8 protein-coding genes are annotated in these 14,617 nt (G+C 37.1%); 6 read left to right on the top strand and 2 right to left on the bottom strand.

What is annotated here, in order from left to right; translation table 11 throughout:
* Positions 1–4: 4 nt before the first annotated feature.
* Both ABS764_RS02670 and ABS764_RS02665 read right to left on the bottom strand, forming a co-directional pair.
* The gene (locus ABS764_RS02670) at positions 5–1,393 is read right to left on the bottom strand and encodes a RagB/SusD family nutrient uptake outer membrane protein (protein WP_408079688.1); all 1,389 of its coding nucleotides are present in this window, start codon (positions 1,391–1,393) and stop codon (positions 5–7) included.
* A 10-nt stretch (positions 1,394–1,403) separates the two neighbouring features.
* Positions 1,404–4,397, bottom strand: a complete 2,994-nt coding sequence (locus tag ABS764_RS02665; protein ID WP_408079686.1) for a SusC/RagA family TonB-linked outer membrane protein — start codon at positions 4,395–4,397, stop codon at positions 1,404–1,406.
* Positions 4,398–4,948: 551 nt separating this feature from the next.
* Here ABS764_RS02665 and ABS764_RS02660 point away from each other — a divergent pair.
* The 6 genes from ABS764_RS02660 (at position 4,949) to ABS764_RS02635 (ending at position 14,314) form a co-directional block, all read left to right on the top strand.
* Positions 4,949–5,191: a helix-turn-helix domain-containing protein gene (locus ABS764_RS02660; RefSeq protein ID WP_408079684.1), complete on the top strand. Its 243-nt coding sequence runs from the start codon at positions 4,949–4,951 to the stop codon at positions 5,189–5,191.
* Positions 5,192–5,651: 460 nt separating this feature from the next.
* Positions 5,652–8,231 carry a type I restriction-modification system subunit M gene (locus tag ABS764_RS02655; RefSeq protein ID WP_408079682.1) on the top strand — a complete coding sequence of 860 codons (2,580 nt, stop codon included), beginning with the start codon at positions 5,652–5,654 and terminating at the stop codon, positions 8,229–8,231.
* A complete protein-coding gene (locus ABS764_RS02650; protein ID WP_408079680.1) occupies positions 8,224–9,396 on the top strand; it encodes a restriction endonuclease subunit S in 1,173 nt (390 codons plus the stop codon). The genes ABS764_RS02655 and ABS764_RS02650 overlap by 8 nt, the downstream gene beginning before the upstream one ends.
* 29 nt (positions 9,397–9,425) lie before the next feature.
* Positions 9,426–12,557, top strand: coding sequence for a type I restriction endonuclease subunit R (locus ABS764_RS02645; RefSeq protein WP_408079678.1), 3,132 nt, complete (start codon positions 9,426–9,428; stop codon positions 12,555–12,557).
* Between the two features lie 165 nt (positions 12,558–12,722).
* Positions 12,723–13,694, top strand: coding sequence for a hypothetical protein (locus tag ABS764_RS02640; RefSeq protein WP_408079676.1), 972 nt, complete (start codon positions 12,723–12,725; stop codon positions 13,692–13,694).
* The gene (locus ABS764_RS02635) at positions 13,691–14,314 is read left to right on the top strand and encodes a hypothetical protein (RefSeq protein WP_408079674.1); all 624 of its coding nucleotides are present in this window, start codon (positions 13,691–13,693) and stop codon (positions 14,312–14,314) included. Before ABS764_RS02640 ends, ABS764_RS02635 begins: the two co-directional genes overlap by 4 nt.
* Positions 14,315–14,617 lie beyond the last annotated feature (303 nt).

The following is a 14,617-nucleotide window of genomic DNA, read 5'->3' as shown; positions in this document are numbered from 1 at the left end:
CTTTTTAATAACCCGTATTCTGTGGCAGCAACTTCGGGTTGGTATTCAATTCATTTTGGGGCAGTGGAAATAGGGCATCGGTAGTGGTCCAACCCGCTTTTACAGTGGCCAGCGCTGCATCCAATTGTCCGTAACGCTTCAGGTCAAAAAAACGATGACCCTGTTCGCAAAAGAGTTCCTTCCTTCTTTCCTGCAAAACAGCCAATAGCAGTGCCTCTTTAGTGGAGGCAGTGCTAGGGAGCAAGCCAGCACGGTGGCGAATCACATGGAGGTCTTCCTGTGCACCAATCAAATCTCCCTGCTGCGCCCTTGCCTCGGCTCGAATCAGGTATTGTTCTGCCAGTCGTAAGACTACCGAGTATTCTTTGGAACTGGGCGTGGTATTGCGCTCCTTGTATTTAAAGGCATAATACCAGCTGGTACTGCTATTGGAAATCGTCTGTATCCATTGCAACCGACGTTCATCCAAGGGATCAAAGGAAGCTACTAGATTTTCTGTCAGCGCCACGTTGGTCGGCGGTGTCGCCGTTAGGATAAAAAGGCTGCCTTCTTTGGTGTTTTGTCCCGCATTAGCGGCTTGGAGCATCCAAATACTTTCTTTAGAAGCAATGAGAAAAACCTGATTCAGGTCTGTTTCCAACTGATATAGGTTTGAAGCATTCAGTACCGCTGAGGCTTCGTTCGAGGCCTCAGCATACCGCCTGGCATACAAATACACCCGAGCCAGTAAGGCTTGTGCCGCATAGCGGTTCACCCGAAGCCGACCGCTCGAAGGATAGGTGGGAAGCAATAGCGAAACAGCCGTTTGCAAATCGCTAATGCTCTTTTGATACACTTCGGCAGTAGGGATTTTATCGATACGGCTGTTGGTGGTATAATCCGTTACCATCACATAAGGAATCGCACCATAGAGATTCGTCAGATAAAAGTGGACTAAAGCACGGATAAAAAGGGCTTCTCCTTTTAATTGCTTTTGGGTTTCCTCAGTTAATGTACTGCCTTTAAGCCCTTCAATCACCGCATTGGCGGCGTAAATTTGGTTGTAAGAATTGTTCCAATACTGGCTGATGCTGCTGTTGGTAGGCAAGAGGCTGTTGTTATAAAAGAACCAACTGTTTTTGGTTGGACTCCCAAAGGGGACTAACTCATCAGCATAACAGCCCAGTTGGCTGGAGAGACCGCTTCCATCCCCAATAAGCAGTCCTGTATCTCGTATCTTAGCATAAATAGCGGCAAGGGCAGCCGTAGCAGTCGCCTTGTCTTCAAAAACGGCTCTTCGGCTGAGTTGCGATTCGGGTAAATCCACCGCCACAAAGGAATCACAACTGGCTCCTAGTAAAAGAAGGCTACTCAAAGGCAGCAGGTATTTTTTTAGCATGTCTAATGTTTTCATGTTTCTGCTATTAAAAGGTTAATTGAACGCCGGCACTAATCACTCGTAGCGGAGGCAAAAAGCCATAGGAACTAAATTCAGGATCACCATCGGGGTACTTCGTAAAAGTCAGTAGATTTTGTGCCTGTACGCTCAGCCTGCACTGGGTACTAGTATGGGGAAGCGGCAGTTCATAAGAGAGCGCTATGTTTTTCAAACGCAAATAAGAAGCATCTGTAATAGCACCCGTACTTTCGGAATAATTATAATCAGAAAGCAGCAAAGGGTAGTTGCTTCCTGTGGTGTATCTTTGGTAGGAAGCCACATCACCTATTTGTTGCCAACTATCACGCACACTAGTGGACTGATTGCTCATCAAGCCTGCGGCTCCCATCGGATAGCGATAATTTCGTTGCTTGACAAACTGCAATAAAAAAGAAAGTTGCCATTTTTTATACCGCAGCGCATTGGAGAGTCCTCCGTAGTAAGCAGGATTTAAATCCACCACCGTTTGTTTGTCCTCAGGAGCACTAATCGTACCGTCACCGTTCACATCTTCAAAACGAAACACTCCGGTTTGGGGATCAACATCTAAATACGCATAGCGTAGCGCAATGTTCAACGGCTGACCTACGCGGTATTTTTGACTGTAGGTAGAACTGGATAAGCCCGGGAAGCGCATCAACTTATTTTTGGAAAAACTCAGGTTGAGGGCTGTAGTCCAACTAAAATGCGGGTTTTTAAAGTTGATCGTATTCAGGCTCAGTTCCAGTCCCTGGTTTTCTACCGTGGCGTCCAAATTATCCTGTAAAACAGCAAAACCAGTAGTACCCGGTAAGGGGATGCCCACCAACTGATTGGAAGAACGGTTGCGGTACCAGGCGATAGAGGGTACAATGCGATCTTGAAAAAAGCCCAGTTCTAAGGCTAGCTCCAATTTTTTATTGGTCTCCCATCCAAAATTAGCATTATAGAGCTGGCTGGGTTCCAGTCCGATGCTGCCGTTGTAATTAATCCCTGTGGTAGTGTAGCTGTCAAAAAACTGATAATCCCCAATTTGGTCACTACCGCTACTACCATAACTCCCTCGTAGTTTCCCAAAACTCAGCCAAGAGACATCATCAAAGAGCCGTTCCTTCGAAAACAGCCAGGCGGCACCCACAGCAGCAAAAGTGGCAAATTGATTCCCGGGGCCAAAACGACTGGAGCCATCCCTTCGGGCGGTCAGGTTCACAATATAGCGTTCGAGGTATTGGTAGTTGAGCCGTCCAAAAAGGGCTTGGTAGCGGTATTGGGTTTGGTCGTTTCTGGAAACACTAATGGTTTTGGCAGCAGCCAAATTATAAATAAGGGCGTTCGAAGGAAATCCCGTAGCCGACTGGTACAAAAGGCTGGACTGTTGACTCTGGAACGTAGTCCCTACCAAGCAATCCAATTTTCCTTTGCCAAAGCTTTTAGACCAGTTCAATTGGGGTTCTATAATCCAGGAAGAGCGGCGGGTGTTGTTGCTATAAAGAGTAGAATTGGCACTGGTGAAATTATATGCTGGATTGTAAATCGAGGAGGGATTGGTACGGGTTTCGGTCGTGGAAAGCTGGCTAAAGCCCAAGCTGGTTTTGAGCAACAAGCCGTCGAGGATTTCATAGGAGAGCAGGCTGTTGGCAATCCAATCATCCGTTTTAGCTTTGAATTCGGCGTTCAGGTAGCGCAGCGGATTGTCCCAGGTTCCATTCTCCCAGTTCAGATTCCCTTGAGCATCATAGAGTGCAGGCGCATTAGGAGGCAAGGAACGCGCATCATAAGAAAAGTCAAAGGCAGGCTGGTCGTTATTTTGACTGGTATAGGAAGCCGAAAAAGTCAGTTGGAACTTCCGATCCTCAGAGCTGTGACTGATGTTGAGCTGACTGCCTCCTTTGACATACTGAAAAGAACCAGGCAAAACGCTGCCTTCGTTGTGGTAACTCCCACTAAGCAAAAACTGCGTCTGCGCACTACCACCTGAGAGGCTTGCCTGCAGGCTGTTTTGGGTGGCAGTTCCTCCTAAGAGTTCCTTTTGCCAGTCGGTATAGCGGTTGGGATCCCAAGTGCCATTCACATCATAGTCCCAGGCACTATATGAGATTCCATCGTTCACAAAGGCCTGCCGGCGCATCGCCAGATAGTCTTGGGTATGCAACAGCGACAAAAATCGCGTAAGCTTAGCAGCCCCCGTGGAGGCGTTGACGGTGAAACGTGTTTTCCCAGCCTTTCCCTTTTTGGTCGTAATCAGTACGACTCCATTAGCCCCACGAGAACCATAAATGGCCGTAGCATCGGCATCTTTGAGGACTTCAATACTTTCAATGGTACTCGGGTTGATGCTGTTGAGGGGACTGGTGGTGGAGGGATACGCACTAGAGGTTTGTGGGGAGCCAATAGGATCATAAGCATAAGGTACGCCGTCGATAATGTAAAGTGGATTATTGGCATTGGGACGCAGACTGTTTTGTCCTCGTATTTGGATCGCAAAGCCCCCACCGGGAGTTCCTGTCGATTGGACGATATTCACCCCGGGCATACGCCCCTGCATCGTAGCCAGTACATTAGTCACAGGCTGGTTTTCGATGTCTGCGGCACTAATGCGGGCAATACTTCCGGTGCGTTCCTTTTCCTTAACTGAATAATACCCCGCATTCACGCGTACCTCTTGCAAGTTGGTGGTATCAAACACCAGATGAATCATGATAACCGAACGCCCCTGAATAGGGATATAGGCTGTTTTACAACCTACAAAAGACACCACTAAGGTATCCATAGGCGAGGCAAGCAGCTGATAATGTCCTTTGCTATCGGAAATGGTTCCTGTCTGGGGATGGTTCTTGATGGTGATGGTGACCCCGGGCATAGCACCGGAAGCATCGTTGACGATTCCTTTTACTGAAACCTTTTGAGCAGATAGTATTGGCGTCCAGCAGACTACCAATAAAAAGACTAGGGAAGACCGCCTATAGCTGGCCCAACCCTTTACAAATGAATAATTATTCATACTTTTGAAATGGTTTTAATGAAACTTCGGTTTTGTTAGTTCTGGCTCTCTAGGAAGTTTGGTCGCTGTCTAGAGGGCTTTTTTTTATTGGTTCCTAAGTGTGAATAGTTAATAGCGGTCGAGTAACGAACATTGATTTTTTTATTGCATAGGCATACTGGTTTAGAAGGTTCGATTTGATGATGCGAAACTTGAAAACAAAAGAGAAGAGGTGCCGCTAAGAATGCTAAGTGAGTTTAGAGTATAAAAAAAGCGTGGAACTCAGCTTACTGCCTTAGAGGTACTGGTATACCGAGGAACAATAAGTGAGCCCACGCCTATGGCGTGAGCATCTTACTTATCATTTCGTTCCTTTAAAATTACCAGTTTTCTAAGACGAAATTCAAAGCGAATGCTTCAATGTTTTTTTTGAAGAGTCGCAAAAATATTAAAATTTATCAAGTAATCAATTTTATAATTGATTATTGAATTAAGACAAATATAACAAATAAATTGATTTTGTTATAAGTTCTTATAACTTTTTTGAAAAATATTTTTAGTCATTTTGTAAAATGAGTAAGGAAAAAGACAAGAGGTTGATTCAATTTGGAGAGCACTTAAGAAGTGTTAGAAAAGAATTAGGCTTAAGTCAAGATTTTGTTGCAACTAATAGTAATTTGACAAAAAGTAATATTAGTGAAATTGAGAATGGAAATAGGAATTTAGCTTTTACTACTTTTTTAGAGTTAGCAAAGGGTTTAGGAATTGATCCTAAAAAATTACTTGAATATAAAATTGATTTAAATAAAGAATAATAAATTTAATCCCAATACCACTGGAAAAAAGATGCTTCGGCATCTTTTTTTATTTAATGTACTAAAACTAACTGTATTATTCATAATGTTATACTACAATATTTTTCCTTACTCTATAAAATTATAGATTTGATTATTAATCAAAATTATAGTTATAGAGTGGTATAAAATATTAAGTGTAATTATTATACGGGTTGTTAGGTTTTTATTTTAGGAAAAAGTTTTACTAGAGGCTGAGAACGAGAGGAGTTAATTGGAGTTAGGAGACAAGAAGGAAGAAATAGAATGATGAATTTGTTAATTGTCATTTCTAAGCAATACTATTTTAAATAACATTAAATTGTTTATGACTTTCCTCTCCTTTATTTTGTTTGCTTTTTTGTATTATTGTACATTAAAATTTGGGCATATTAATATAATTTTAATAGAAGCTAACATTTGTACCAAACAAAAAATACACATGAATAAACAACAGCTTGCAGCCAAAATTTGGGAATCAGCGAACCAAATGCGATCTAAAATTGAGGCGAATGAATATAAAGATTACATTTTAGGTTTTATTTTCTACAAATATCTATCAGACAAAGAATTACAATATTGTAAAGATCAAGATTTTGCTGAAAGTGATATAAAAGTTCTTTCTGAAAATGATATGGAGGCAGTTGACCACATCAAACAAAATATTGGCTATTTTATTGCGTATGACAATTTATTCTCAACTTGGATCAAGTCAGGCAAAGACTTTGATGTTTCTAATGTAAGAGAAGGTCTTTCTGCTTTTAGTCGTTTAATTAGTCCGGCGCACAAAAAGTTATTCGACGGAATTTTTGAAACCTTAGAAACGGGATTAAGCAAACTCGGAGATAGCTCTTCAAAACAAACTAAATCGATCAGCGATCTATTACATTTGATCAAAGACATTCCCATGGATGGAAATCAAGGCTATGATGTACTGGGTTTTATCTACGAGTATCTTATTGAGAAATTTGCCGCTAATGCAGGTAAAAAAGCGGGTGAATTTTATACACCTCATGAAGTTTCTGTTTTATTGTCCGAAATCATCTCCAATCATTTAAAGGATCGAAAAGAAATTCAAATTTATGATTCTTGTAGTGGCTCAGGCTCTTTGCTTATCAATATTGGGGCAAGTGTTGCCAAACACATGGATAATAAAAACAACATTAAGTATTATGCCCAAGAATTAAAAAAGAATACCTACAACTTGACTCGTATGAACTTGATAATGCGAGACATCAATGTCAATAATATAGTTACGCGTAATGGGGACACACTAGAAGACGATTGGCCTTATTTTGATGAAAACGATGCGATCCACTCCTACAGTGCGCTATATGTAGATGCTGTGGTATCTAATCCGCCGTATTCGCAAAAATGGGATCCTACATACAAAGATTCGGACCCGCGTTATGCGCGATTTGGAATGGCTCCAAAATCAAAAGCAGATTTCGCTTTCTTGCTTCACGATTTATTTCACATCAAGCCAGACGGAATTATGACCATTGTATTGCCACACGGAGTGTTGTTTCGGGGTGGCGAAGAAGGAACCATTCGTAAAAAACTAATTGAAGCCAATCATATCGATGTCATTATTGGTTTACCACCAAGTATTTTCTTTGGTACTGGTATTCCAACGGTGGTTATTGTACTAAAACAAGTACGACAAAATACTGATATTCTTATTATTGATGCCTCAAAAGGATTCATTAAAGACGGAAAAAATAATAAGTTAAGAGCTTCGGATATCAAACGAATTGCTGATACTATACGCGATAGGAAACCAATTCCAAAGTTTTCCAAAGTAGTTGAACGTGATACCATCAGGGAAAACGAATACAACCTGAATATACCAAGATATGTTGATTCATCTGAAAATGCCGAAAGTTGGGATATTTATGCGTCAATGTTTGGCGGTATTCCAGTAAACGAAATAGACGAACTGGAAAAGTATTGGCAAGCATTTCCAAATTTACGAGAAACCTTGTTTGCTAAAACTTCTGAGGTAAATGCCAATTTAAAAGTAGATAACATCAGTAAAGCAATTCACGAACATCCCAGTGTTACCGCTTTTATAAAAAAATTCACCGCGTCCTTTCTTGACTTTGATGTTTTCTTAAAAAAAGAACTTTTAGACAATATGCTCACCGTACACGTTCCTAGACAAGAAGAGATATTAGGCAATAACATGTTTAAAAGATTAGAACCCATTGCGCTAATAGATAAATACGAAGCTTACCAATTGCTGGACAACCAATGGGAAGCCATAAAAATAGATTTAGAAATCATACAAACCGAAGGTTTTGAAGCTACCACAGTTGTAGACCCAAACATGGTACTGAAAAAGAAAGACGGTAAAGAGGTAGAAATACAAGAAGGTTGGAAAGGACGCATTATTCCTTTTGAACTCGTACAGGAAACGTACTTAAAAAAAGAACTACAAATTATACAGCATAAAGAAAATAGACTTGTTGAAATTACACCAGAATTCGAGGAGCTTCTAGAATTATTAACCGAAGAAGACAAAGAAGAAGACACCGTAAACGAAGCCAAAGACGGTTTTGTAAATGCCGAAGTGATAAAACTAGCCAAACAAATTAAAGCCGATAGCAAGAAAAACGGCAGTGTAGAAAAAGATTCGTACGAAGCCAACATACTAAAAGTAGAGGCCTTAATTACAGAAGAAAAAGAAACTAAAAAAACAGTTAAGGAAGAACAAGTCAAACTACACTTACAAACCAAAACCACTATTGAAGCACTCACCAAGGAACAAGTGTATGAGTTGCTCGAACTAAAATGGATTAGTCCTGTAGTCACTTCTTTAAACAATTTACCCAAAACGATGGTAGATGATTTGACTGCCAAAATACAAAGCTTAGCAAACAAATACAGCACGACCTACGCCGACGTTGCCAACCAAATAACCGAAGCCGAAACTACTTTAGCCCAATTAATAGGCGAGTTAGAGGGCAATGACTTTGATATGAAAGGATTAAACGAATTTAAAGCTTTGTTACATGGATAAAGAGAATAAAAATCCAGTAATTCGGTTTAAAGGGTTTACGGAGGATTGGATACAACAAGAATTAGGCGAATTCTTAACTGAGCGTAAAGAAATGCAAAAAATTTCTGAAGATGCTCCTATTTTAGCATTTGCTTCAGGGCAAGGAGTCATTGATAGAAGCGAAAGAAAATCAAACAACAGAGATCATTTAACGTTAGACCAAGAAAATAAGGTTTATAAACTAACCGAATTTAATGACATTGTTTATAATCCTTCTAATCTTAAATATGGAGCAATAGACAGAAACAAACATGGAAGAGGTGTAATATCTCCAATTTATGTAACTTTTACGACAGAAGAAGAACCTTCTTTTATGGAGTTAATTGTGAAAAGTGAAAAATTCAAATTAAGAGCATTACAATATGAAGAAGGTACAGTAGTAAAACGGCAATCTGTTAAACCAGAAAACCTATTATCGTTAAAAGTTGAACTTTCTTCTTCATTAGATGAACAAAAACAAATAGGCGCATACTTCCAAAACTTAGACAACCTTATAGCGCTACAACAAAAAAAACACGATCAGCTTATTATCCTCAAAAAAGCAATGTTGGTAAAAATGTTCCCTAAAAAGGGTGCATTGGTACCAGAAATTCGATTTAAAGGGTTTACCGAGGATTGGGAGGAAGATACGCTTGGTAAAATTGCAAGAATTACAACTGGAAAATCAAATCGTGAAGATTCTGATCTTGAGGGAGAATATACATTTTTTGACCGTTCTGAAGAGATAAGAAGAAGTGATATTTATTTATTTGATTGTGAGGCTATAATAATTGCAGGTGAAGGTTCTGATTTTACACCAAAATATTTCAATGGCAAATTTGATTTACATCAAAGAACTTATGCTATAATGAATTCTAAAGATATTGACGGCAGGTTTTTACAGTATCAAATTCATCTTTTTAGGAAATACTTTTTAGATCAAGCAGTTGGTTCTACTGTTAAATCGTTGAGATTACCTATGTTTCTGAATATGTCAATAAAATTTCCATCAAAAATTGAACAACAAAAAATAGGTTCCTATTTTCAAAATCTTGACAATCAAATTGCATTACATAAAACGCAACTTGATAAACTCAACAACATCAAAAAAGCCTGTTTTACCAAAATGTTTGTAGCACAAGACTAAATGATAAAGTCGCTAAAAAAGTATAAAAAATGACATTTACCAAAGAATCTGATTTTGAAGAAGCATTAATACTGGCACTTTCTTCCCAAAAGGGCTGGAACAGTCAAGTGATAAAAAACCCAACGGAAGCCGACTTGCTTCAAAATTGGGCAAACATCCTTTTTGAGAATAATAGAGACATTGACCGTTTAAACGATACACCGCTTACCGAGGGCGAAATGCAACAAATTCTGGAGCAAATTACCACACTTCGCACACCGCTTAAACTAAACGGTTTTATAAACGGTAAAACGGTAGCTATAAAACGCGACAATCCAGCAGATACTTTGCATTTTGGTAAAGAAATAAGTCTAAAAATATACGACCGTCACGAAATTGCAGGTGGAAATAGCAGGTACCAAATTGTACAGCAACCGCAATTTAAAAGCAAATCTAAAATACTCAATGACAGGCGTGGCGATGTATTGTTATTAATAAACGGCATGCCTTTAATTCATATCGAGTTAAAAAGAAGTGGCGTAGCCGTAAGCCAAGCCTGCCACCAAATAGAAAATTATGCACGTTCGGGCAATTTTACAGGCTTGTTTGCTTTAGTGCAGGTTTTTGTAGCCATGCTACCCGAAGAAACCGTCTATTTTGCCAATCCAGGCCCCGACGGAAAATTCAATAAAGATTTTTATTTTCATTGGGCGGATTTCAACAACGAACCCATAAATCAATGGGCACAAATTGCTTCTAAATTACTGTCTATTCCTATGGCGCACCAGCTTATAGGATTTTATACTGTGCCAGATGATACCGATGGGGTTTTAAAAGTAATGCGTTCTTATCAATACTATGCCTCAAATGCCATTTCCGACAAAGTAGCCAAAACCGATTGGAAGAGCAAACACGCTTTAGGTGGTTATATTTGGCACACAACGGGTTCGGGTAAAACTATGACCAGCTTCAAATCGGCACAATTAATAGCCAACTCTCAAGATGCAGACAAAGTGATTTTCTTGATGGATCGCATTGAGTTGGGTACACAATCCTTAAAAGAATACCGTGGTTTTTCGGATGAAAACGAAGATGTACAAGCTACCGAAAACACAGGGGTTTTAGTAAGCAAATTAAAGAGTATTGATCCAGCGAATACCTTGATTGTTACTTCCATTCAAAAAATGAGTAATATCAAGAATGAAGAAGAAGGTTTAAATACGGAAGACATTGAGTTAATCAATAAAAAACGATTAGTCTTCATTATAGATGAAGCACATCGTTCTACTTTCGGGGATATGCTTATCGATATTAAAAACACCTTTACTTCGGCTATCTTTTTTGGGTTTACTGGAACGCCTATTTTAGACGAAAACAAAAAGAAACTAAATACCACTTCGACGGTTTTTGGTGATGAATTGCACCGTTACAGCATAGCCGATGGTATCAGAGATAAAAATGTTTTGGGATTTGATCCCTACAAAATGTTGACTTACAAAGACCGTGATTTGCGAAAAGCAGTAGCTTTAGAAAAAGCCAAAGCAGTTGATGAAGCCGAAGCACTAGCTGATCCCAAAAAAAGAGAAATCTTTAATAAATTTATGACCGTTGTGAGAATGACTGGTTATACCGAAACTACAGGGAATTATGTTAAAGGCATAGAAGATTATGTTCCCACATCACAATACGAACGTATAGAACATCAAGAAAAAGTAGCGGAAGATATTATAGAAAATTGGTTGGTATTGAGTCAGAACAATAAATTTCATGCCATTTTTGCAACCAGTAGCATCAATGAAGCCATTGATTATTACCGATTGATAAAAAGACTACAACCAACCTTAAAAACAACAGCGCTTTTTGACCCCAATATTGATAATGTGGGCAATGCAGGTTTTAAAGAAGATGGACTGGTAGAAATACTTGAAGATTACAATGCACGATACGAGCGAGATTACACTTTGGCAAGCCATGCAAAATTCAAGAAAGATATTGCTTCGAGATTGGCACACAAACAGCCTTACTTACGAATAGAAAATAGTCCTGAAAAACAAATTGATTTATTAATTGTAGTAGATCAAATGCTTACAGGTTTTGATTCTAAATGGATTAATACCTTGTACTTAGATAAAATGCTAAAATATGAGAATATAATCCAGGCATTTTCTCGAACCAATCGTCTTTTTGGTCCAGAAAAACCATTTGGAACCATACGGTATTACCGATTTCCACATACTATGGAACGCAATATTAAGGATGCTATAAAATTGTATTCAGGAGACAGGCCAGTAGATTTGTTTGTAGAAAAATTAGACCGAAATCTAAATTCATTAAATTATGTTTATAATGAAATAGCACAACTTTTTAATTCGGCAGGAATTCAAAATTTCGAAAGAGTACCGGATAGTATTCCAGAACGAGGTCGATTTGCGGAACTATTTAAAAAATTGAACCAATTTCTAGAAGCAGCAAAAATACAGGGTTTTAAATGGAGTCAATTACAATACGAATTTGGCAAAGGAAAAGAAAAGCGCGAAATCAAATTAGATTTTGACGAAAAGACCTATTTGATTTTAGCACTTCGTTATAAAGAATTGTTTAACGGAGCAGGCGGTGGTATGGGAATCGCGGAAGTACCCTATGAAATTGAAGGGTATTTGACAGAAATAGATACCGATAAAATAGATGTCGATTACATGAACTCTCGTTTCAATAAATACTTAAAAGTATTAAGAAAAGAAGGTGTAGATGCTACAGAATTACAAAATACACTTGATGAGCTGCATAAATCCTTTGCTTCACTTACACAAGAAGAACAGAAGTATGCTAATATTTTCATACACGATGTTCAAAGCGGTGTTATAGTAATTGAAAGTGGTAAAACATTTAGAGAATACATCACAGAGTACCGATACAACGCCAAGAATGATCAAATAAAAAAAATAGCTAGTATATTTGGTCTAGATGAAGTAAAACTTCGCAACTTAATGGACTCTGGTCTAAATGAGATGAATATCAATGAATACGGTCGTTTTGATGAACTAAAAAATACAATTGATAAAGGTAAGGCAAAAGCCTATTTTGAAAAAATCGAAGCAACAACAATTCCAGCATTTAGAGTAAATATAAAAACGCATAATATGCTTCAAAAATTTATTATAGCGGGTGGTTTTGAAATTTAGTATTGTATTACTGTTGAATTTGGTAGTAATACTGCTTAAAACGTTAATTTATCAGATATAAAACAGATATTAATCCTTCTCCTATCAGCAAAAGCTGTCTAAAGGAAAAGTACTTTACAATGTAAGAAGTAGTAATCAATATTAAAAAAATAAAACTAAAAATAAATGAATAATCCAGAAAGTGTTAAACTAGAAGTTTTTACTATCGCTTTAAAACCATTATCCAATAATTTAAATAATACTTTAAAAGACGTATTATTAAATACTCCAGGTATAAATCCCGCAAATAATCTATTTAGTGAATTTGTTCAAGTTTTCATTAACCATATCGACTCAGGGTATACTGAATTACGAAATAAAGCTTTTACATTATCCACAGATATAACGGAGTATGGTTTTGATACAACTGATGAGAATGTTTGGGGTGTTTTAAAAGGCGGTTCTAAAGGCTCAGGTAAAACAAAATCACCTCTCACAAATAGGGAAGAAGAAGAAGATTTAGAAGGAACTGTTATTAATGATAAATACTTTTTTTACTTACATTTTCCATTAGAGAGTAATGTAGGATATCTGTTTTTTCAAATCTATGGAGGGGCTAGTATTAGGGGAGAATTCATACAGCATATTGCAGATTTATTTAAAATATCAGGTAAATACAATAAGGCAGTCCCTCACCCTATATTACCGAATTGTATCAGAGATGAATTTAAAGGCAATAGTAAAATTATTGAGATGAATTACATTACAAATGTGCTATCCTCATCTTTAACAGAAGAAACTGCTTTTTCGAATTTATGCGATAAATATCATATTGAAATTAGTATAAAACCAACTGGTAGTAATACTATCACTCCTGACAAAGTTCCTGTTTTGAATAGAATATTTTCTAGTTTAGCATTGAAAAGTGCTAGATTATCAGATTCGGTAAAGAAAAAAGTAGTCCTACAAAATTTAGCAACAAAAAAAACATCTAAATTTGAATTAGATACTCATGATGTTATGCCACGAATTTATTTAAATGGTAGAGTCAATTTTGACGACAACGGTATTCCTAATTTTTCGGAGTTAAAATCTTTTTGTGACAGTTTATTACGTGAATTAATCGAAGGTCATTATTCTAAAATAGAAAGACAATGATAAAAAAGATTTGGAATATTTATATTAACGCTATGCAGAGTGTTTGTAAAAACGAAGATAATACTACCAATAAACTTGAATTGGTTTTGGTGTATCTCACAATGTTCGGACTCAGCATTTTTCTTGTTTATTACAAGAATGAAAAATTTATTGAAGACTCAAAGATTTTAGCAATGCTTTTATCATTGTTTTCAGGATTGATGTATAGTGTTTTGTTGAAAATTCCTGATAAATTATCTAAATTAGAAACTATAAAGCAAAAAGAAAACGAAAATATTTCTGAATTGAAGATTAGAACAGAAACTAATACATTAAACAATAGAACGTTCAATTATCTCAAAAATTTTTCTTTTACATTGTCATATTCGATTATTGTTGCAATTCTTTGTATATTTTTTGTAATTGCAAGTTCTTTTTTTACTTCTTTACTAAACTTTCATTTATCAACTGTTGATTTTAATTTTGATGCTATTGACTATTGGTTAACTTTTAAAGTTTCTGTAGTAATATTGTATCGTTTTTTGTTCGTTTTTTTTATGTTTCAATTTTTATATTTTATAACTAAATCAGTTATTTATTTGACAGATTTTACTTTATATGAATTTAATAATTTAAAGTAAAAATCGCTGTCCGAAGTGTTCTCGTATAATGCCTCTGCTTGGTGCAAGTGTCACACTCATAATACAATCGACAATCAATAAAATTCCCTGACTAGATACCTTCCTTTGTCAAAAAAATAAAAAAGGTAATCTATGATTAATAGTGGTCGGAAGTAATTCCGGTCAGTTTATGTTTCAAATACTTTTGAAGGATGGAATGGTATGGAATTTTAGATTTTATAGTTGCTTGGGTTGTGGAGCTTTATCTAACGTATTTATAAATAAAGATGATAAAATATTTTTAACACATTGATTATTTCTGTC

Origin of the sequence: Flavobacterium plantiphilum (assembly GCF_046000495.1) — a bacterium.
Classification (GTDB): Bacteria; Bacteroidota; Bacteroidia; order Flavobacteriales; family Flavobacteriaceae; genus Flavobacterium; species Flavobacterium plantiphilum.
Note: the sequence above shows the minus strand (reverse complement) of the source record. Positions and strands in the feature narration are given on the sequence as shown.

What these genes read in the sequence shown, in the direction of transcription:
- ABS764_RS02670 (WP_408079688.1), bottom strand. Translation starts at nt 1,393, where the DNA reads ATGAAAACATTAGACATGCTAAAAAAATACCTGCTGCCTTTGAGTAGC.
- ABS764_RS02665 (WP_408079686.1), bottom strand. Translation starts at nt 4,397, where the DNA reads ATGAATAATTATTCATTTGTAAAGGGTTGGGCCAGCTATAGGCGGTCT.
- ABS764_RS02660 (WP_408079684.1), top strand. Translation starts at nt 4,949, where the DNA reads ATGAGTAAGGAAAAAGACAAGAGGTTGATTCAATTTGGAGAGCACTTA.
- ABS764_RS02655 (WP_408079682.1), top strand. Translation starts at nt 5,652, where the DNA reads ATGAATAAACAACAGCTTGCAGCCAAAATTTGGGAATCAGCGAACCAA.
- ABS764_RS02650 (WP_408079680.1), top strand. Translation starts at nt 8,224, where the DNA reads ATGGATAAAGAGAATAAAAATCCAGTAATTCGGTTTAAAGGGTTTACG.
- ABS764_RS02645 (WP_408079678.1), top strand. Translation starts at nt 9,426, where the DNA reads ATGACATTTACCAAAGAATCTGATTTTGAAGAAGCATTAATACTGGCA.
- ABS764_RS02640 (WP_408079676.1), top strand. Translation starts at nt 12,723, where the DNA reads ATGAATAATCCAGAAAGTGTTAAACTAGAAGTTTTTACTATCGCTTTA.
- ABS764_RS02635 (WP_408079674.1), top strand. Translation starts at nt 13,691, where the DNA reads ATGATAAAAAAGATTTGGAATATTTATATTAACGCTATGCAGAGTGTT.